Below are 18,928 nucleotides of genomic sequence, written 5' to 3'. Positions count from 1 at the left end.
CGATCGACGGGAGTGACCATGGCGGACATGATCGAGGGGCACGGCGGGGAGCTGGCGCTGGCGGCGCTGCGGGCCTACGGGGTCGGCGAGATGTTCACGCTGTCCGGTGGGCACGTGTTCCCGCTGTACGACGCCGCGCACCGGACCGGGTTCCCGATCTACGACGTGCGCCACGAGCAGTCCGCGGTCTTCGCCGCCGAGGCGGTCGCCAAGCTGCAGCGCCGTCCCGGCCTGGCCGTGCTCACCGCCGGCCCCGGGGTGACCAACGGTATCTCCGGGCTGACCAGCGCGTTCTTCAACGCCTCACCGGTGCTGGTGCTCGGCGGCCGCGCGCCGGCGTTCCGCTGGGGCGCGGGCAGCCTGCAGGAGATCGACCACGTCCCGCTGGTCGCGCCGGTCACGAAGTACGCCGCCACGGTCGCCGACACCGCGTCGATCCCGGCGCAGGTCGGTGCCGCGCTGACCGCCGCCCTGACCGCGCACCGCGGCCCGGCGTTCCTGGACCTGCCGCTCGAGGTGCTGTTCTCCAGCGACGACGCGCCGGCGCCCACCGCGGCCGCGATCCCGGTGACCGAGGCTGATCCGGAGGAGGTGGCCCGGGCCGCCACGCTGCTCGCGACCGCCGAGCGGCCGGTGCTCATCGCGGGCTCCGACGTGTGGGCCGGTGACGCGATCGCCGAGCTGCGGGCGGCGGCCGAGGCGCTGCAGGTGCCGGTCTTCACCAACGGCATGGGCCGGGGCGCGCTGCCGCCGGGTCACCCGCTCGGTTTCGCGAAGGCCCGCCGGCCGGCGTTCAGCGAGGCCGACGTGATCGCGGTGATCGGCACGCCGCTCGACTTCCGGCTCGCTTTCGGCGAGTTCGACCCGGCGCAGGTGATCCACATCGTGGACGCGCCGGACCGGCGGGCCACCCATGTCCAGCCCGCCGTCTCGCCCGCCGGTGACCTGCGGCTCATCCTGGCCGCGCTGGCGAATCACACCGGCAGGCGCACCGATCACGCCGGGTGGGTGGCCGGGCTGCGCGCGGCCGAGGACGCCGGCCGGGCCCGCGACGGCGAGGCCATGGCGGCGGAGTCCGATCCGATCAAACCCGCCCGGGTGTACGGGGAACTGCGCCGGATTCTCGCGCCGGACGCCGTGACGATCGGCGACGGTGGGGATTTTGTCTCCTACGCCGGTCGCTACCTCGAGCCGGCCCGGCCCGGCACGTGGCTGGACCCGGGACCGTACGGCTGCCTCGGCACCGGCATGGGCTACGCGATGGGCGCCCGGGTCACGTACCCGGACCGGCAGATCTGTGTCCTGATGGGCGACGGCGCCGCCGGGTTCTCGCTGATGGACGCGGAGTCGCTGGTGCGGCAGAACCTGCCGGTGGTGATCGTGGTCGGCAACAACGGCATCTGGGGCCTCGAGAAGCACCCGATGCGGGCGATGTACGGCTACGACGTCGCCGCCGATCTGCAGCCGGGCCTGCGCTACGACGCGGTGGTGCAGGCGCTGGGCGGGGCGGGCGAGACCGTGGAGAAGCCGGGCGACCTCGGCCCGGCGCTGGCCCGGGCGTTCGACGCCGGCGTTCCGTACCTGGTCAACGTGCTGACCGATCCGGCCGACGCCTATCCCCGCTCGTCCAACCTCGCCTGAGGGTCAGCCCTCGTCGTTCTTGTCGAGGTCGCGTTCCCACTGGGCGAGCAGCTCACGGTCGCGGCGGGACTGCTCGCTGTCGACCGAGCGCAGGAATTCCGGGTCGTCGTCGGGCGAGGAGGGGCGGCGCGGGGGCCGGCGGACCGCCTCGTGCGGCGGGGGCAGCGGGCGCCCCCAGAGGAAGTAGCCGGCCGGACCCAGCAGCGGGACGAAGAGGATCGCGAGGACCCACACGGCACGGGGCATGGATCGGACCCGATCGGCCGACAGGACGCCGATGAGCGCGAGCACCAGGAGGACGAGCTGCACCGCAGCCAGGAAGACGAACACCCGAACCATGAGGCCAATGATGCCGCGCGTCTCGGCGATCGGCGACGATCAGAGCATGACAAGCGCGCAGCCGAGCGCGGCGAGCCCGGCGACGATCAGCGCGTAGCCGCTCACCGCGCGCCGCCCCGGGTGCGGTGGCCAGGCGTTCAGTCCGCCGGCCCGGCGATAGGCGAGCGCGATGAGCAATGTCCAGCCGGCCATGGCGAGCGCCGCTGTGAAAATAATCGCGGGCCGGGCATCCGGGGCGAACGCCGGCCGGACCATCAGCAACCCGACGACGGTCGCGGACAGCCCGGTGCGGCGCCAGGCGAGCCGGGTGCGCTCCGCGGCGGCCCCCGGATCACGCTCGACGTCGACCGGCATGACGTCGCTCACTGCAGGGCCTTGATCAACACTGCGATGACCAGCAGGATCGCGCCGGCCGCGACGACGAGGGCGAGGATCGCGGGGAAGCGGGACCGGGGCAGGTCGGTGCCGAGACGCATGGCTTTTTCGGTACGGGCCCAGTGGTCGACCGCCCGGATCGCCACGACGCCGCCGAGCAGGATCATCGCCACCGCGATGATCTCGCGCAGGTGGGCGATCGGCAGCGGGGGCAGGAACTGGGCGCAGGCCAGCCCGCCGGCGAGCAGGGCCAGCGCGGTCCGGATCCAGGCCAGGAACGTACGTTCGTTGGCCAGCGAGAAGCGGTAGTCGGGCTTCTCGCCGACCACCGGGGTCTTCTGCGGGTTGAACCACTGGTCGAGCACGGATTGATTATTGACCGTGGAGGTCAAGAAGGCCGGGGCGGGCACCATGCCGCCTCGGGGCCCGGCCGGTGCGGGCGGTGGGGGAGGATGGACGGGGACTCGCCTCCCGAGGGGTGAGGTGTGTCACTCACGGGCCCGCAGACTCATAAGCTACCCGTGGGTAACATCTGGTAGGAAACGTGAAACACGGCTGCAGGCTTGCGTCCATACAGGGGACATATCCAGGAGGGTCGTCGAAGCGCGATGAACATCGTCGTACTGGTCAAGCAGGTGCCCGACTCCGGTGCTGAGCGCACCCTGAGCGCGAGCGACAACACCGTCGAGCGGGGCTCGGCGAACAACGTCATCAACGAGATGGACGAGTACGCCATCGAGGAAGCGCTGAAGATCAAAGAGGCGCACGGTGGCGAGGTCACCATCCTGACGATGGGTCCCGAGCGGGCCACGGAGTCCATCCGCAAGGCGCTCTCCATGGGCCCGGACAAGGCTGTGCACGTCCAGGACGACGCGCTGCACGGCTCCTGCGCCGTCGCGACCTCCAAGGTGCTCGCCGCCGCGCTCGGCACGCTCAGCGCCGACCTGGTGCTCTGCGGTGCGGAGTCGACCGACGGCCGGGTCCAGGTCATGCCGCACATGATCGCCGAGCGGCTGGGCGTCGCCGCGCTGACCGGCGCGCGCAAGCTCACCGTGGAGGGGTCGCAGCTGACCGCCGAGCGGCAGACCGACGAGGGCTACGAGGTCGTCACCGCGGCCACCCCCGCCGTCGTCAGCGTCTGGGACACCATCAACGAGCCGCGCTACCCGTCCTTCAAGGGCATCATGGCGGCCAAGAAGAAGCCGGTGCAGACCCTGTCGCTCGCCGACCTGGGCGTCTCCGCCGACGAGGTGGGCGCCGCGGGTGCGAGCTCCGCGGTCGTCGAGTTCTCGGCGCGCCCCCCGCGCAGCGCCGGCACCAAGGTCATCGACGAGGGCGACGGCGGCACCAAGCTCGTCGAGTTCCTCGTCACCGAGAAGTTCGTCTGAGAGGGGCCCACCATGGCTGAAGTACTGGTCGTCGTCGAGGCCTCGAAGGCCGCCGGCGTCAAGAAGGTCACGCTGGAGATGCTGACGATCGCCCGCGGTCTGGGCGACGTGTCGGCTGTCGTGCTGGGTGGTGCGGGTGCCGCCGCGGAGCTCTCCGGGAAGCTCGGTGAGTACGGCGCCACCAAGATCTACGCGGGTGAGGGCGAGGAGGTCGACGGCTACCTCGTGGCGCCCAAGGCCACCGCCGTCGCCGAGCTGGTCAAGCGGCTCCAGCCCGCCGCGGTGCTGCTGGCCTCCACCCAGGAGGGCAAGGAGATCGCCGGGCGGCTCGCCGTCAAGCTGGACAACGGGCTGCTCACCGACGCGGTCGACGTGGCCGCCGACGGCACCGCGACCCAGGTCGTCTTCGCCGGCTCGGGCATCGTCAAGTCCAAGGTCACCCGCGGCCTGCCGATCATCACCGTGCGCCCCAACTCGGTCACCCCGGCCCCGGCCCCCGCGACCCCCGAGGTCGAGCAGCTGACGGTCGTGGCCACCGACGCCGACAAGCTCACCAGGGTCGTCGAGCGGTTCGCCGAGCAGAAGGGCGCCCGTCCCGAGCTCACCGAGGCGTCGGTCGTCGTCTCCGGTGGCCGCGGCGTCGGCAACGCCGACAACTTCAAGCTGGTCGAGGAGGTCGCCGATCTGCTCGGCGGTGCCGTGGGTGCGTCCCGCGCGGCCGTCGACTCCGGCTACTACCCGCACCAGTTCCAGGTCGGTCAGACCGGCAAGACGGTCTCCCCGCAGCTGTACGTGGCGCTGGGCATCTCCGGCGCGATCCAGCACCGGGCCGGCATGCAGACCTCGAAGACCATCGTCGCGGTCAACAAGGACGCCGAGGCGCCGATCTTCGAGCTGGCGGACTACGGCGTGGTCGGCGACCTGTTCAAGGTCGTCCCGCAGGCCAACGAGGAGATCCGCAAGCGGAAGTGACGTTCGGCACGACCCGGCCCGCGCGCTCGTCGTGGGGGCCGGGCCGTGTGCTTTTTCCGGTTCTTGCCCTGAGCCCAGCCATTTACCCAGGTGGCAGGGGTCGGGTGGCCGTTCAGGGGCCGCCCGCGGCGCCTGGCCGCCCGGCCCCGGTCTCTGGCGGGAGCGACGTCTCGGACCACCGCGGACCCGAGTCGGCATGATTTTGATCTCCCGGCTCGGTCGTGCCGCTTCTCGCGAGACGGACGGCACGCGTTGGTTGACGCCTCAAGGCATAAGCTGAGGGCGATGGCCTACCTGGATCACGCGGCGACCACGCCGATGCTTCCCGAGTCGCTCGACGCCTATGTGGCCGCGGCTCGGGCAATCGGCAATCCGTCGTCCCTGCACGCGGCCGGCCGCAGTGCCCGCCGGCTGGTCGAAGAGTCCCGCGAGCGGATCGCCGCGGTGCTCGGTGCCCGGCCGTCCGAGGTGATCTTCACCAGTGGCGGCACCGAGAGCGACAACCTGGCCACCAAGGGCATCTTCTTCGCCCGCCGGGACGCCGACGCCCGCCGGACCCGGATCGCCGCCTCCGCGGTCGAGCACCACGCGGTGCTGGACGCGGTCGACTGGCTGGGCGCGCACGAGTCGGCCGGCCTCGACTGGCTGGACGTCGACGCGGCCTGCCGGGTCGATCCGGCGACGCTGGCCGCCGTCCTCGCCGAGCACGGCGACGAGCTCACCGTGATCAGCGTGCAGTGGGCCAACAACGAAGTCGGCACGGTGCAGCCGATCGCCGAGCTCGCCGCGCTGGCCGCCGCCGCCGGCATCCCGTTCCACACCGACGCCGTGCAGGCGGTCGGCCAGGTCCCGGTCGATTTCGCCGCCAGCGGCGCGTCGGCGCTCACGGTCACCGGCCACAAGCTCGGCGGCCCGGTCGGCGTCGGGGCCCTGCTGCTCGGCCGTGACATCGCGGCCACCCCGCTGCTGCACGGCGGTGGCCAGGAGCGCGATGTGCGCTCCGGCACCCTCGACACCCCAGGTGTGGTGGCGTTCGCGGTCGCGGTCGAGGCCGCGGTCAAGACCCAGCAGGAGTATTCGGCCCGGGTCTCGGCCCTGCGCGACGACCTCGTCACCCGGGTCCGGGCGGCGATCCCGGACGCGATCTACAACGGCGACCCGGTGCACCGCCTGCCCGGCAACGCGCACTTCTCGTTCCCGGGCTGCGAGGGCGACGCGCTGCTGCTGCTCCTCGACGCCCAGGGCATCGCCTGCTCCACGGGTTCCGCCTGCTCCGCCGGGGTGGCCCAGCCGTCACACGTGCTGATCGCGATGGGCGCCGATGACGACCGGGCCCGCTCGTCGCTGCGGTTCACGCTGGGTCACACCTCGACAGCGGAGGAGATCGATCAGGTGATGGCCGTGCTGCCGGGCGCGGTCGAGCGGTCCCGCCGGGCCGCCGCCTGGAAAACGACCCGCAACAGCGAGAGCTAGGCTTGCCCGGTGCGAGTGCTAGCAGCTATGTCGGGCGGGGTCGACTCCGCCGTTGCCGCCGCGCGCGCCCACGCCGCCGGGCACGACGTGACCGGTGTGCACCTGGCGCTGTCGCGAAACCCTCAGACCTATCGGACCGGCGCGCGGGGGTGCTGCACCCTCGAGGATTCCCGGGACGCCCGCCGGGCCGCCGATGTGATCGGCATCCCGTTCTATGTGTGGGACATGGCCGAGCAGTTCCACGAGAGCGTCGTCGACGACTTCGTCAACGAGTATGCCGCCGGCCGCACGCCCAACCCCTGCCTGCGCTGCAACGAGAAGATCAAGTTCGAGGCGGTGCTGGACCGGGCGATCGCGCTGGGCTTCGACGCGGTGGTCACCGGCCACCACGCCCGGCTCGGGGCGGACGGGCTGCTGCGCCGCAGCGTCGACCTCGCCAAGGACCAGTCGTACGTGCTGGCCGTGCTCACCCGCGCCCAGCTGGACCGGTCGATGTTCCCGCTCGGCGACGCCACCAAGGCGCAGGTCCGGGCGGAGGCGGCCGAGCGTGGCCTGGCCGTCGCGGACAAGCCGGACTCCAACGACATCTGCTTCATCGCCGACGGTGACACCCGCGGTTTCCTCGCCGAGCGGCTGGGTGAGACCCCCGGGGACATCGTGGACGGCCGCACCGGCGCGGTGCTGGGCCAGCACCAGGGCGCGTATTCCTACACGATCGGCCAGCGCAAGGGCCTCGACCTGCGGGTTCCGGCGCCGGACGGCCGCCCCCGCTACGTGCTCTCCATCACGCCGGTCACCAACACGGTCACCGTCGGCCCGCGCGAGGACCTCGCCGTCGACACGGTGACCTCGACCCGGCCGATCTGGCACGGCGGCCCCACTCCGGTCGAGTGCGACGTGCAGCTGCGCGCCCACGGCGAGGTGGTGCGCGCCGACGTGACGCTCGGCGACGACGGTCTGACGGCCCGGCTGCACACCCCCGCCCGTGGCGTCGCGGCCGGTCAGGCGATCGTGGCCTACCAGCGCGACCCGGCCGGCGACATCGTGCTGGGTTCGGCCACCATCGCGGCGGGCTCCCTCGCCGCACCCGCCCTGGTGTCCGGTGCCTGACTTCCCCTGGTCGGCCGGTTCGTCCACCGGTGCCGGGTCGCTGCCCGGCACCGACATCGCGGAGGCCCAGCGCCTCGTCTTCGGCGAGCTGCCGGAGCTGCCGCACCTCGCCGAGCTGCCCGCCCGCGGACCCGGCGCCGACATGATCGGGCGTTCCGCCGGGTTCCTCGCCGACCTGCCGGTGCAGCTCTACGCCGGCCGCTGGCAGATCGCCCCGCGCCCCGGCAGGGACCAGCGGCACACCGCCGACCTGCTGGAACGCGACCTCGACCAGCTCACCGAGCAGGGCGAGCGCTACACCGGCCCGGTGAAGATCCAGTCGGCCGGTCCGTGGACACTCGCCGCGAGCCTCGAGCTGCCGATCGGCGGCCGGATGCTGCGCGACCCCGGCGCGGTCCGGGACCTGACCGGCTCGCTCGCCGAAGGCCTCCGCCGCCACGTCCTCGACGTGCGCAAACGCCTCCCCAAGGCGACGATCCTGCTGCAGCTCGACGAGCCGTCGCTGCCGACGGTCCTCGCCGGACGCGTGCCGACCGAGAGCGGCCTCGGCGCCTACAAGGCCGTCGACGGGCCCGGCGCGGCGACCGCGCTGCGGGAGATCGCCGAGACCGTGGACGCGCCGATCATCGTGCACTGCTGCGCGCCGGGCCTGCCGCTGCAGGTGGTCCGGGACGCTCAGGCCGTGGCCGTCTCGCTCGACCTCTCCCTGCTCAAGGACCTCGACCCGCTGGGTGAGGCCATCGAGGCCGGGCTCGGCCTGTTCGCCGGCGCGGTGCCCACCCGCCCGATTGCCGGCACCCGCGGCCCGTCGTCCGCCGAAACCGCCGATCGGGTACGCGCACTGTGGAGCAAACTCGGCTTCCCGCCCCGGCGCCTGACCGAGCAGGTCGTGGTGACCCCCGCGTGCGGCCTGGCCGGAGCGTCGCCGGTGTACGTGCGCGCGGTGCTCAAGGCCTGCCGCGACGCCGCCCGCCGACTGGCTGAAGTCTAGGGTGCATCCGGGCGAAACGCCTGGACGGCGGGGCAATGACCTCCGGGTGTACGCGGACCCGGCCGGCCATCCCTTCTACCTCGTCCGGTGATTCCCGGTTTTGTCGGTGGGTGGGACTACCGTGCCTCTTGAAGACGGAACTCGGAGGTCACGGTGGGCGAGAAGCATTCCGAAACAGGCGACGAACTCGTGGTCGGTCAGCCGACCGCCGAGCAGGTCGCGGTCGCCGGCGCGGAGCCGACCCCGGCGGCCAGCACCCGGCACGCCGAGCTGAGCGACGAGCTCCGCGGTCACCAGTACCGCTACTACGTGCTCGACTCGCCGACGATCCCCGACGCCGACTTCGACCGGCTGCTGCGCGAGCTGGAAGCCCTCGAGGCGCAGTTCCCGGCACTGCGCACCCCCGACTCGCCGACCCAGAACGTCGGCGGCACGTTCTCCACGCTGTTCACCCCGGTCGAGCACGCCGAGCGGATGATGTCGCTCGACAACGTGTTCGACGAGGACGAGCTGGCCGCGTGGGCCGAGCGCACCGAGCGCGACGCCGGCGGCCCGACCGGGTTCATCTGCGAGCTCAAGGTCGACGGCCTGGCGATCAACCTGACGTACGAGCACGGCCGGCTGATCCGCGGCGCGACCCGGGGCGACGGGCGCACCGGTGAGGACGTGACGCCCAACGTGCGCACGATCCGCGAGATCCCCGAGCGGCTCGCCGGCGACAACCCGCCGGAGCTGCTCGAGGTGCGCGGCGAGATCTACTTCCCGGTGTCCGCGTTCGCCGACCTCAACGCGACGCTGGTCGAGCAGGGCAAGGCGCCGTTCGCCAACCCGCGCAACGCCGCCGCCGGCAGCCTGCGGCAGAAGGACCCCCGGATCACCGCGTCCCGGGGCCTGCGGATGGTCGTACACGGCATCGGCGCCCGCAAGGGCTTCACGCCGGACTCCCAGTCGCACGCCTACGAGGCCCTCGAAGCATGGGGCCTGCCCACCAGCTCCCGGTGGAAACTCGTCGACACCATGGCCGGCGTCCGCGACTACCTCGCGTATTACGCCGAGCACCGGCACGACGTCGAGCACGAGATCGACGGCGTGGTCATCAAGGTCGACCCGGTGGCCATCCAGGGCCGGCTCGGCTCCACCAGTCGCGCGCCCCGCTGGGCCATCGCGTTCAAGTACCCGCCCGAGGAGGTCACCACCAAACTGCTCAACGTCGAGGTCAACGTCGGGCGCACCGGCCGGGTCACCCCGTTCGCGGTCCTGGAACCGGTCCGCGTCGCGGGCTCCACGGTCGCCCTCGCCACCCTGCACAACGCGCGCGAGGTCGAACGCAAGGGCGTCTGGATCGGCGACACCGTCGTGCTGCGCAAGGCCGGCGACGTGATCCCCGAGGTGCTCGGTCCGGTCATGGACCTGCGCCCCGCCGACGCCCACCCGTTCGTGATGCCGACCGAGTGCCCGGCCTGTGGCACCCCGCTCGCTCCCGCCAAGGAGAGCGACATCGATATCCGGTGCCCCAACACCCGCTCCTGCCCGGCCCAGCTGCGCGAACGCGTGTTCCACCTGTCCGGGCGCGGCGCGTTCGACATCGAGGTGCTCGGCTACAAGGCCGGTCAGGCCCTGCTCGACTCCGGAGCGATCACCGACGAGGGCGACCTGTTCGGCCTCACCGAGGACGACCTGCGCCGCTCCCCGTTCTTCGTCAACAAGGACGGCAGCCTCGGCACCAACGCGACCAAACTCCTCGACAACCTCATCGAGGCCCGCCGCCGCCCGCTGTGGCGCGTCCTGGTCGCCCTCTCCATCCGCCACGTCGGCCCCACGGCCGCCCAGGCCCTGGCCCGGGAGTTCGGCTCCATGACAGCCATCGAGGCCGCGGTCACCGAAGGCCGCACCGAGGACCTGTCCGCCGTAGAGGGCGTAGGCCCGACCATCGCCGAGAGCCTCCGCGAATGGTTCGCCGTCGACTGGCACCGCGACATCATCACCAAATGGCGAGCGGCCGGCGTCCAGATGGAAGACGAGCGCACCGAGGACGGCCCCCGCCCGCTGGCCGGCCTGACCTTGGTGGTGACCGGCACGCTGGCCACCCACTCCCGGGACGCGGCAACCGAAGCGGTGACTTCCCGAGGCGGCAAGGTGAGCGGCTCGGTCTCGAAGAAGACCGCCTTCGTCGTGGTCGGCGACAACCCCGGCAGCAAATACGACAAGGCTCTGACCCTCAAGGTCCCGGTCCTGGACGAAGCCGGCTTCGCCACCCTCCTGGCCGAAGGCCCGGAAGCGGCCCGGGAGGTCGCCGAGATCGGCCCCGACTCCACCTCCGACCCCACCCCCGATCCGCCCGCTGCCGCTGCCGCGCTTGTTGCCGCCGCTGACTCGCCCGCCGCCGCCGCCGCCGCCGCTGCCGCTGCCTCGGCCTCGCCCGCTGCTGCTGCCGACTCGCCCGCTGCCGCTGACCCGTCCGCCGTTGACTCGTCCGCCCCGGCGAGTTCGTCCTCTCCGGAGCCGTCCACCGCGTCGAGCTCGTCCGCCGCGGAGCCGCCCGGCCCCTGAGCCCGTCCGCCCGAGCCCACATCCCCTGCGCTGGCGTCCACCGAGCTGGCATCTCCTGTGCCTCGCCCTTCGAGCCCTGCCTTCCGGTGCCTGGCTCGCGGTGCCTGGCTCGCGGTGCCTGGCTCGCGGTGCCTCGCCCGCGGTGCCTCGCCCGCGGTGCCTCGCCCATTGAGCTCGGCGTCCCAGGGGCCGGCATCCCAAGGTCGGCGTCCCAAGGTGGTGTCTGCGGGGGTTGGCGTTCGCGGGGCCGGCCTCGGGGGAGTGACCAGGGTGAGATCGCCGAGGCCTCCAAAGGGTGATCTTTCCGGTGTTGCTCGTGGTAGGAGATGTGGCGTTTTGATAACGCCGAAGCCGTTTCGCGTCGTTTTGTCTATGTGGATCTATGGTGAGGAGGACCGGTAGGTCGACGCCATCGTGGAGGTCGCATGGGTGCCGCACAGCCGCGCCGCTCCATGCTGGGCGGTCGCTCCCGGCCGGGTGGCCGCGCTCAGCCGGACAGCGGCGTTGAACCGGGTGGCCGTGCTGAGCCGGGTGGCCGTGCTGAGCCGGGTGGCCGCGTCGAGCCGGGTGGCCGTGGCGAACCGGATAGCCGCGCCGAACGGGATGGTCGCCCTCAGCCGGATGGTCGCCCTCAGCCGGGTGGTCGCCCTCAGCCGGGTGGTCGCGCTCGGCCGGGTGGGCGCGTTGCGTTCGGTGGCCGAGCCGGGGTCGGTGCTCGGGCTGCGTTCGGTGCTCGGGCCGCGCTGGGCGGGCGGCGGGTTCGGCGGGCTCTTCGACGGGGGGCCGGGGCCGCTGTCTGCGGTGCGGTGATCGCCGACACCGGGCTGTGGCTGTTCTTCCCCGGGACCTTCGCCGGATTGAACGCCGAGTTCTGGGTGCTCGCCGCGCTCGCGCTCACCGTTGACTCCCGACCGTACGTGCTTGCCAACCGGCGGGCCAGTTCGGTGGTTCTGCCGTCGATCTGCTTCACGTTCGCGCTGGTGCTGGCGTGGGGGTTCGTCCCTGCCGTCGCCGTGCAGCTGGCGGCCATCGCCGTCGCCGGGATCCGGATGCGGCATTCCGCTCGCCGGGTGCTGTACCTCGCTGTCCAGCACACCGTCGCGCTCGTGGGGGCCGCCGTGGTCGCGCGTTCCGCCGGGCTGCGTGTCGACAGCGCTCCGGACTGGGATGACGCGCTGTTCACCGTGGCCGCGGCCGCTGTCTGGATTCTTGGCCGGCAGGCGGTGGATGTGCTGGTCGTGCGGTTGTCGCCGGGGCGGCGGCGGCCCCGGCCGCAGCAGTGGGGGCTCGAGCTCTTCGCGACCGCCGCGCTGCTGCTGCTCGGGCCGGTGGTGCTGGCCGCCGCGCAGGCCGGGATCACGGTCGTACCGCTGGTGTTGCTGGCTCTGCATGCCGTGCACCGGATGGTGCGGTCCGCCGGGGAGTTCGAGCGGGCGTCGCGGACCGACGCGCTGACCGGCCTGCCCAACCGGCGGGTGTTGCAGAGTATGGCCGCCGAGCGGGGTGGGGCACTGCTGCTGCTGGACCTCGACCGGTTCCGGACGGTCAACGACGCGCTGGGGCATGCGGCCGGGGACCGGCTTCTCGTGGAAGTGGGACGGCGGCTGGCTGCCTGCGTACCGTCGCATGATCTGGTGATCCGTCTCGGGGGTGACGAGTTCGCCGTGCTGGCGACGCGGGTGGACGGGCCCGCCGAGGCCCGGCGGATCGCGGCGCACCTGGCTGAGACGCTCAGCGTGCCGTTTGCCCTGGATGGTCTGCCGGTCGGGGTGAGCGCGTCGATCGGGATCGCGATGCAGCCGGATCGCGGCGGTCCGGAAGGCGGTTACGGCACGTCGTTGCTCCGGCAGGCGGAGAGCGCGATGTACGACGCGAAGCAGCGTGGCGCCCAGGTCGTCGTCTATACCCGCGACGCCGAGCAGCCGGCACCCGATCTTGCCCTGCTCGCCGACCTGCGGGAGGCGCTGCGGTCCGGCACCGGGGAGAGCGGGATCGTGCTTTTCTACCAGCCGCAGATCGCGATCGCGACCGGTGAGATCGTCGGTGTCGAGGCGTTGCTGCGCTGGCAGCACCCGGACCGTGGCCTGGTCGGCCCGGAGGAGTTGCTGCGGGTCGCCGAGCAGACCCCGGTCATGCGCCGGCTCACCAGCCGGGTGCTGCACGAGGTGATCGCCCAGATGGCGGTCTGGCGTTCGGCGGGCCGCCCGCTGCGGGCGTCGGTCAACGTCAGTGTGCGGGACCTGCACGCGCCGGGCATCGCCGGTGAGATCCAAGAACTGCTGCTCCGGTACGAGGTCCCGGCCGACCTGCTGCAACTGGAGATCACCGAGAGCGCGTTGATGGTCGACCCGCACCGGGTGCTCGACACGATCACCCGCCTGGACCGGACCGGGGTGGCGATCTCCCTGGACGATTTCGGTACGGGCTACTCCTCGCTGCAGCACCTGCGCCGGCTCCCGCTGTCCGAGGTGAAGATCGACCGCTCGTTCGTGCTGGGCATGGCGACCGACCGGGGGGACGCCGCGATCGTACGGTCGGTGGTGGATCTCGCCGGGTCGCTGGGGCTGCGGGTCGTCGCCGAGGGGGTCGAGGACGAGCGGACCTGGCGACTGCTCGCCGCGGCCGGCTGCCATGCTGCTCAGGGGTGGTTCCACGCGCGGCCGATGCCGGCCCGGGACCTCGACGGATGGCTGGTCCGATACCGCCCGCTGCGGCCCGGCCGGGAACCGGGTGCCCTCGCCGCGACCTGAGTGCGTGGCCAAATAGACTTGCCGGGTAAGCATCACCGAGGAAACCAGGGGGCACGATGGCTGCCATCTCCCGCGAAGAGGTCGCGCATCTCGCGCGCCTGTCGCGGCTCGCCGTGACCGAGGAGGAGCTCGACCGGTTCGCCGGCCAGCTCGACGTGATCCTCCAGTCGGTCGCCCGGATCGGTGATGTGGCCGCCGACGACATCCCGCCGACGTCGCACTCCGTGCCGCTGACCAACGTCTACCGCGACGATGTCGTGCAGCCGTCGCTCAAGCAGGCCGACGTGCTCGCCGGCGCGCCCGACGCCGCCGAGGGCCGTTTCCGGGTGCCCCGCATCCTGAGCGAGGAAGAGTGAGCACCGTGAGTGACATCACCACGATGACCGCGGTGCAGATCGCCGGTCTCATCTCGTCCGGCGAGGCCTCCGCGGTCGAGGTCGCCACCGCGCACCTCGACCGGATCGCCGCCGTCGACGACCGGGTCCACGCGTTCCTGCACGTCGACCGGGAGGGGGCGCTCGCCGCCGCCGCCGACATCGACGCCCGCCGTGGCCGGGGCGAGGAGCTCGGCCCGCTGGCCGGCGTGCCCGTCGCGGTCAAGGACGTGCTCACCACCAAGGGCGTGCCGACCACCGCCGCCTCCAAGATCCTCGAGGGCTGGAAGCCGCCCTACGACGCGACCCTCGTCGAGCGGCTGCGCGCCGCCGGCACGGTCATGCTCGGCAAGACCAACATGGACGAGTTCGCCATGGGGTCCTCCACCGAATACTCGGCCTACGGCCCGACCCACAACCCGTGGGACCTCGGGCGCATCCCCGGTGGCTCCGGCGGCGGCAGCGCGGCGTCCCTCGCGGCCTACGAGGCCCCGCTGGCCATCGGCACGGACACCGGCGGCTCGATCCGTCAGCCGGGCGCGGTCACCGGCACGGTCGGCGCCAAGCCGACGTACGGCGGCACGTCGCGCTACGGCCTGATCGCGTTCTCGTCCTCCCTGGACACCCCGGGCCCCTGCGCCCGCAACGTCGAGGACGCGGCGCTGCTGCACGCGGCGATCGCCGGCCACGACCCGCGCGACTCGACGTCCATCCCGCAGCCGGTGCCGGACGTCGTCGCGGCCGCCCGCCAGGGTGCGCTCGGCGACCTGACCGGCGTCAAGCTCGGCCTGGTCAAGGAGTTCGCCGGTGAGGGCGCCGAGGCCGGCGTCACGGCCGCGTTCCGCGAGTCGGTCGAGGCCCTGGTCAAGCTCGGGGCCGAGGTCGTCGAGGTCTCCTGCCCGCACTTCGAGTACGCCCTCCCGGCCTACTACCTCATCGCCCCCAGCGAGGCCTCCTCCAACCTGGCCCGCTTCGACAGCGTGCGCTACGGCCTGCGCGTCGGCGACGACGGCAACCACTCGCTCGAAGAGGTCATGTCCCTGACCCGCGAGTCCGGTTTCGGTCCCGAGGTCAAGCGCCGGATCATCCTCGGCACGTACGCGCTGTCCAGCGGCTACTACGACGCCTACTACGGCCAGGCCCAGAAGGTCCGCACGCTGATCACGCGGGACTTCACCCAGGCCTTCGAGCAGGTCGACGTGCTGATCTCGCCGACCACCCCGTTCGTGGCGTTCCCGTTCGGCTCCCGCACCTCGGACCCGTACCAGATGTACCTCGCCGACCTCTACACGATCCCGACCAACCTGTACGGCGGCCCGGCCATCTCGGTCCCGTGCGGCCTCTCCGAAGGCCTCCCGGTCGGTTTCCAGATCATGGCCCCGACCATGGCCGACGACCGGATGTACCGGGTGGCCGCGGCGCTGGAGTCCGCGGTCGGCACCTTCACCCCGCCGGCGCTCTGACAGCCCTGATCCGGCGGACCCACGCGGGTCCGCCGGATCCTCGGTTCAGGCCGGGGTCACCGGGCTGTCCAGCCAGGCGTTGATCAGGGCGCTGTAGTCCGTACCTGTGTGGTCCCGGACGAAGGCGATGAACGACGCCCGGTCCTGCTGGGTGTTCTTCTGGGTCTGGACCCAGGCGGTGGCCAGGGCGAAGAATTTCTTGTCGCCGAGTTTCGCGTGCAGTTGCTGGAGCATCGCGGCCGGGCAGAGATAGACGTTGCCCTCGGCGAAGTTGGCCGCCCTGGGGCTGCCGGGTGGGCCGAGTTGCTCGCGCAGGGTGGCGTCGCGGCCGCGGAGATACTGTTCGAGTTCGGCGTCGGTGAGCTGGTCACGGTCCTGTTCCCAGAGGAGCTGGGCGTATGTTGCCCAGCCCTCGTTGAGCCACAGGTCCTTCCACGTGGTGGGTGTGACCGAGTCGCCGAACCACTGGTGGGCGTATTCGTGCAGGAGATCCTTCTCGAAGCCGGCCCGGACCTGCTCGTCCCACGCGCCGATCTTCCCGCCCATGGTGATCATCTGCTGGGTCTCCATGCCGGACGCGGAGTCGACCATGACAATGCCGCCGGTCGGGAACGGGTAGGGGCCGAAGCGTTCTTCGAGGAATGCCACGTATTCCGGCGACTTCTTCAGCGACTCCACGAGCTTGTCGTCGATGCCTTTGCGGTACCAGTACGTCAGTGGCAGCCCGTGCGGCCCCTCAGCCTCGATCTTCTGGTACCGGCCCACCGCGAGCGTGGTCAGGTACGTGGCGACCGGGTCCTTGCTCTGGTACTCGAAGACGTTCGTGATGGTCCCGGCCACCGGGGTGCCGCTCGCGACCGCCGACCAGCCGTCCGGGACGGTCACCGAGATGTCGTACAGCGCCTCATCGGAGGGCTGGTCATTCGCCGGATACCAGGTGAACGCGCCGAACGGCTCCTGCATCGTCCACAGGCCGCCGTCGGCCGTCACCGTCAGGCCCAGCGGTTCGCTGTCCCCGCGATGCGACGGGATCGGCGTCGTCCTGGGCCTCCCGTGATATTTCACCACGAGCGTGACCGGCCTGTTTGCGGTGACGGCGGCGGGGACCGTCAGCTTCTCGTCCGTCACCGTCGCGACGACCGGTTCTTCATTCAAGGACACCGCATCGATGGTGTACGCCATGAAGTCCAGTGACAGCGCGGTCGCGTCGACGACCGGGCGCACCCGCAGCGTGGCGGTGCCGGTGAGCGTCTTCGCCGCGACGTCCCAGGCCAGGTCCAGGTCGTAGTGCAGGACGTCCAGTCTGTCGGTGCCGCGCGCCGGATAGATCGGGTCCGCCACCGGCCTCGACTCGCCCGCGGTGGTGGCAGTGGGCGCCGTACAGCCCATGACCAGGGTCGTCACGGCAAAAGCTGCTACCAGGGGTACGTGGCGCATGACGCAGACCGTACCCAGATGGTGCTCTCCCGTGGGGGCAGGCGAAACCCGCCGGATTCTTGTCGGTGCCGCCTATTAGGCTTGTCCCTGTCGGATCCCGCAGTCACCTTGGAGTCCACCGCCATGAGTACGTCCGTGCTTCCCACCTACGACGACGCCGTCGCACGCTACGAGCCGGTGATCGGCCTGGAGACGCACGTCGAGCTCGGCACGAACACCAAGATGTTCTGCGGATGCCCGACCGAGTTCGGCGCGGAACCCAACACCCAGACGTGCCCGGTCTGTCTCGGCCTGCCCGGGGCGCTGCCGGTCGCCAACCGCGCCGGCATCGAGGCCACGATCCGCATCGGCCTCGCCCTCAACTGCGACATCGCGTCGTGGTGCCGGATGGCCCGGAAGAACTACTTCTACCCGGACATGCCGAAGAACTTCCAGACCTCGCAGTACGACGAGCCGCTGTGCACCGAGGGCTACGTCGACGTCGAGGTCGAGGGCGAGACGTTCCGCATCGAGATCGAGCGGGTCCACCTCGAGGAGGACACCGGCAAGTCGCTGCACGTCGGCGGCGCCACCGGGCGGATCCACGGCGCCACCGAGTCGCTCGTCGACTACAACCGGGCCGGCATCCCGCTGGTCGAGATCGTCACCAAGCCGGTCACCGGTCTCGGCTCGCGCGCCCCCGAGATCGCCCGCGCCTACGTCACCGAGCTGCGCGACATCATCCGCTCGCTCGACGTCTCCGACGTGCGCATGGAACAGGGCTCGCTGCGCTGCGACGTCAACACCTCGCTCAACAAGCCCGGCGACGAGTGGGGCACCCGTACCGAGGCCAAGAACGTCAACTCGCTGCGCTCGGTCGAACGCGCGGTCCGCTCCGAGATCATCCGCCAGGCCGGCATCCTCGACGGCGGCGGCCGGATCCACCAGGAGACCCGCCATTTCCAGGAGGACACCGGCGACACCCGCCCGGGCCGCTCCAAGGAAACGGCGACGGACTACCGCTACTTCCCCGAGCCCGACCTGGTCCCGATCGCACCCGACACCGCCTGGGTCGCCGAGCTCAAGGCGGCCCTGCCCGAGCGTCCCAGCGTCAAGCGCGCCCGGCTCCGCGAGGTCTGGGGCATCAGCGAGGCCGACATGCAGTCGGTGGCCAACGCCGGAGCGGTCGAACTGATCGAGGCGACCATCGCCCAGGGCGTCAGCCCGGCCGGCGCCCGCAAGTGGTGGATGGGCGAGCTGGCCCGCCGAGCCAACGAGACCGGCGTCGAGATCTCCGCCCTCGGCGCCACCCCGGCCCAGGTAGCCCAGCTGCAGAAACTCGTCGACACCGGCAAACTCAACGACAAGGTGGCCCGCCAGGTCCTCGAAGGCGTCGTAGCCGGCGAAGGCGACCCGGCCGACGTCATGAAGTCCCGGGGCCTCGAGGTCGTCTCCGACACCGGCGCCCTCCAGACCGCCGTCGACGAGGCCATCGCTGCCAACCCCGACATCGCCGCCAAGATCCGCGACGGCAAGGTAGCCGCGGCAGGAGCCCTGGTGGGCGCGGTCATGAAGACCACCCGGGGTCAGGCCGACGCCAAGACGGTCCGCGAACTGATCCTCGCCACCCTGGCCTGACGAACCCCGACCCGGGCGGCCGACCACGCCGCCGCCCGGGCATCCCCCGCGACCAGTGGTGCCGCCGGGCCGTTGTGCCGCCGGGCCGTGGTGCCACCGGGCCGTAGGGGGCTGTCACGGAGCCGGGGCTGCCACCGGGCTCGGCTGCGGGGTGAGCGGCTGCGCTGGCGCGCCGCGTTCCGTCGGGCATGGGATGCTGCCGCGCTGCCAGGGACCACTGCCGGGCCTGGGCCGCATGCTCACCTACCGCTAGGTGGGTGGCGACCACAACCCCACCTGGCAGAACCGCATGGGCGACGTCTTCACCGGGCCAATCGCCGACGTGCACGCTGCGACGGCCTCGAGCACGGCGCGGTCTGAGTGCCGCACGGCCGCCGGGTTGCCGACCCCACCCCGGTCCGGGTGGCCGGGTATCGGCGTTGTCGGGTTGGGTGGGTGGTGGCTGCCA

The 18,928-nt window shown here is 71.8% G+C and carries 15 protein-coding genes and 1 pseudogene; 12 read left to right on the top strand and 4 right to left on the bottom strand.

All coding sequences use genetic code 11. The annotated features are described in order from the left end of the window. Positions 1-18: 18 nt before the first annotated feature. A complete protein-coding gene (locus tag ACIA6A_RS04720; protein WP_396096016.1) occupies positions 19-1,641 on the top strand; it encodes an acetolactate synthase in 1,623 nt (540 codons plus the stop codon). A gap of 3 nt (positions 1,642-1,644) precedes the next feature. Here ACIA6A_RS04720 and ACIA6A_RS04715 read toward each other — a convergent pair whose 3' ends face one another. From ACIA6A_RS04715 to ACIA6A_RS04705, 3 genes are read right to left on the bottom strand one after another with little or no spacing between them, the layout of a single operon-like run. Further along, entirely contained in the window at positions 1,645-1,980 is a 336-nt protein-coding gene (locus ACIA6A_RS04715; RefSeq protein WP_396096015.1) for a PLD nuclease N-terminal domain-containing protein, read from the bottom strand. Positions 1,981-2,019: 39 nt separating this feature from the next. Beyond that, positions 2,020-2,346, bottom strand: a complete 327-nt coding sequence (locus ACIA6A_RS04710) for a DUF202 domain-containing protein (RefSeq protein ID WP_396096014.1) — start codon at positions 2,344-2,346, stop codon at positions 2,020-2,022. Next, complete coding sequence (locus ACIA6A_RS04705; RefSeq protein WP_396096013.1) at positions 2,343-2,768, bottom strand: YidH family protein; 426 nt, start codon at positions 2,766-2,768, stop codon at positions 2,343-2,345. Before ACIA6A_RS04705 ends, ACIA6A_RS04710 begins: the two co-directional genes overlap by 4 nt. Before the next feature lie 195 nt (positions 2,769-2,963). Between ACIA6A_RS04705 and ACIA6A_RS04700 the strand changes: the two genes are divergently transcribed. The 10 genes and pseudogenes from ACIA6A_RS04700 to gatA all read left to right on the top strand — a co-directional run bounded on the left by ACIA6A_RS04700 (position 2,964) and on the right by gatA (position 15,426). After that, a complete protein-coding gene (locus tag ACIA6A_RS04700; RefSeq protein ID WP_396096012.1) occupies positions 2,964-3,743 on the top strand; it encodes an electron transfer flavoprotein subunit beta/FixA family protein in 780 nt (259 codons plus the stop codon). A 12-nt stretch (positions 3,744-3,755) separates the two neighbouring features. Beyond that, complete coding sequence (locus tag ACIA6A_RS04695) at positions 3,756-4,715, top strand: electron transfer flavoprotein subunit alpha/FixB family protein (protein ID WP_396096011.1); 960 nt, start codon at positions 3,756-3,758, stop codon at positions 4,713-4,715. A 285-nt stretch (positions 4,716-5,000) separates the two neighbouring features. Then, positions 5,001-6,188, top strand: coding sequence for a cysteine desulfurase family protein (locus tag ACIA6A_RS04690; protein WP_396096010.1), 1,188 nt, complete (start codon positions 5,001-5,003; stop codon positions 6,186-6,188). Positions 6,189-6,197: 9 nt separating this feature from the next. Next, a complete protein-coding gene (mnmA, locus tag ACIA6A_RS04685; RefSeq protein ID WP_396096009.1) occupies positions 6,198-7,298 on the top strand; it encodes a tRNA 2-thiouridine(34) synthase MnmA in 1,101 nt (366 codons plus the stop codon). Then, complete coding sequence (locus tag ACIA6A_RS04680; protein ID WP_396096008.1) at positions 7,291-8,289, top strand: methionine synthase; 999 nt, start codon at positions 7,291-7,293, stop codon at positions 8,287-8,289. The genes mnmA and ACIA6A_RS04680 overlap by 8 nt, the downstream gene beginning before the upstream one ends. Positions 8,290-8,478: 189 nt before the next feature. Next, a pseudogene (ligA, locus tag ACIA6A_RS04675) lies at positions 8,479-10,590 on the top strand (NAD-dependent DNA ligase LigA); the annotation flags it as partial. 663 nt (positions 10,591-11,253) lie between these two features. After that, entirely contained in the window at positions 11,254-11,649 is a 396-nt protein-coding gene (locus tag ACIA6A_RS04670; RefSeq protein WP_396096007.1) for a hypothetical protein, read from the top strand. Further along, positions 11,646-13,589, top strand: a complete 1,944-nt coding sequence (locus ACIA6A_RS04665) for a putative bifunctional diguanylate cyclase/phosphodiesterase (protein ID WP_396096006.1) — start codon at positions 11,646-11,648, stop codon at positions 13,587-13,589. The genes ACIA6A_RS04670 and ACIA6A_RS04665 overlap by 4 nt, the downstream gene beginning before the upstream one ends. Positions 13,590-13,645: 56 nt before the next feature. Beyond that, the gene (gene gatC, locus ACIA6A_RS04660) at positions 13,646-13,945 is read left to right on the top strand and encodes an Asp-tRNA(Asn)/Glu-tRNA(Gln) amidotransferase subunit GatC (RefSeq protein ID WP_396096005.1); all 300 of its coding nucleotides are present in this window, start codon (positions 13,646-13,648) and stop codon (positions 13,943-13,945) included. Between the two features lie 23 nt (positions 13,946-13,968). Then, positions 13,969-15,426 (top strand): Asp-tRNA(Asn)/Glu-tRNA(Gln) amidotransferase subunit GatA, encoded by a 1,458-nt coding sequence (gene gatA / locus ACIA6A_RS04655; RefSeq protein WP_396096452.1) that lies wholly within the window; start codon positions 13,969-13,971, stop codon positions 15,424-15,426. Between the two features lie 45 nt (positions 15,427-15,471). On the opposite strand, the gene ACIA6A_RS04650 is transcribed toward gatA, so the two are convergent. Then, positions 15,472-16,863 (bottom strand): M1 family metallopeptidase, encoded by a 1,392-nt coding sequence (locus ACIA6A_RS04650; protein ID WP_396096004.1) that lies wholly within the window; start codon positions 16,861-16,863, stop codon positions 15,472-15,474. A 123-nt stretch (positions 16,864-16,986) separates the two neighbouring features. Between ACIA6A_RS04650 and gatB the strand changes: the two genes are divergently transcribed. Next, positions 16,987-18,480 carry an Asp-tRNA(Asn)/Glu-tRNA(Gln) amidotransferase subunit GatB gene (gatB, locus tag ACIA6A_RS04645; protein ID WP_396096003.1) on the top strand — a complete coding sequence of 498 codons (1,494 nt, stop codon included), beginning with the start codon at positions 16,987-16,989 and terminating at the stop codon, positions 18,478-18,480. Positions 18,481-18,928: the final 448 nt, after the last annotated feature.

It is taken from the genome of Actinoplanes sp. NPDC051494 (assembly GCF_044454705.1).
Lineage (GTDB): Bacteria > Actinomycetota > Actinomycetes > Mycobacteriales > Micromonosporaceae > Actinoplanes.
The sequence above is the reverse complement of the archived record's forward strand: the minus strand, read 5'-3'. Positions and strand labels throughout refer to the sequence as shown.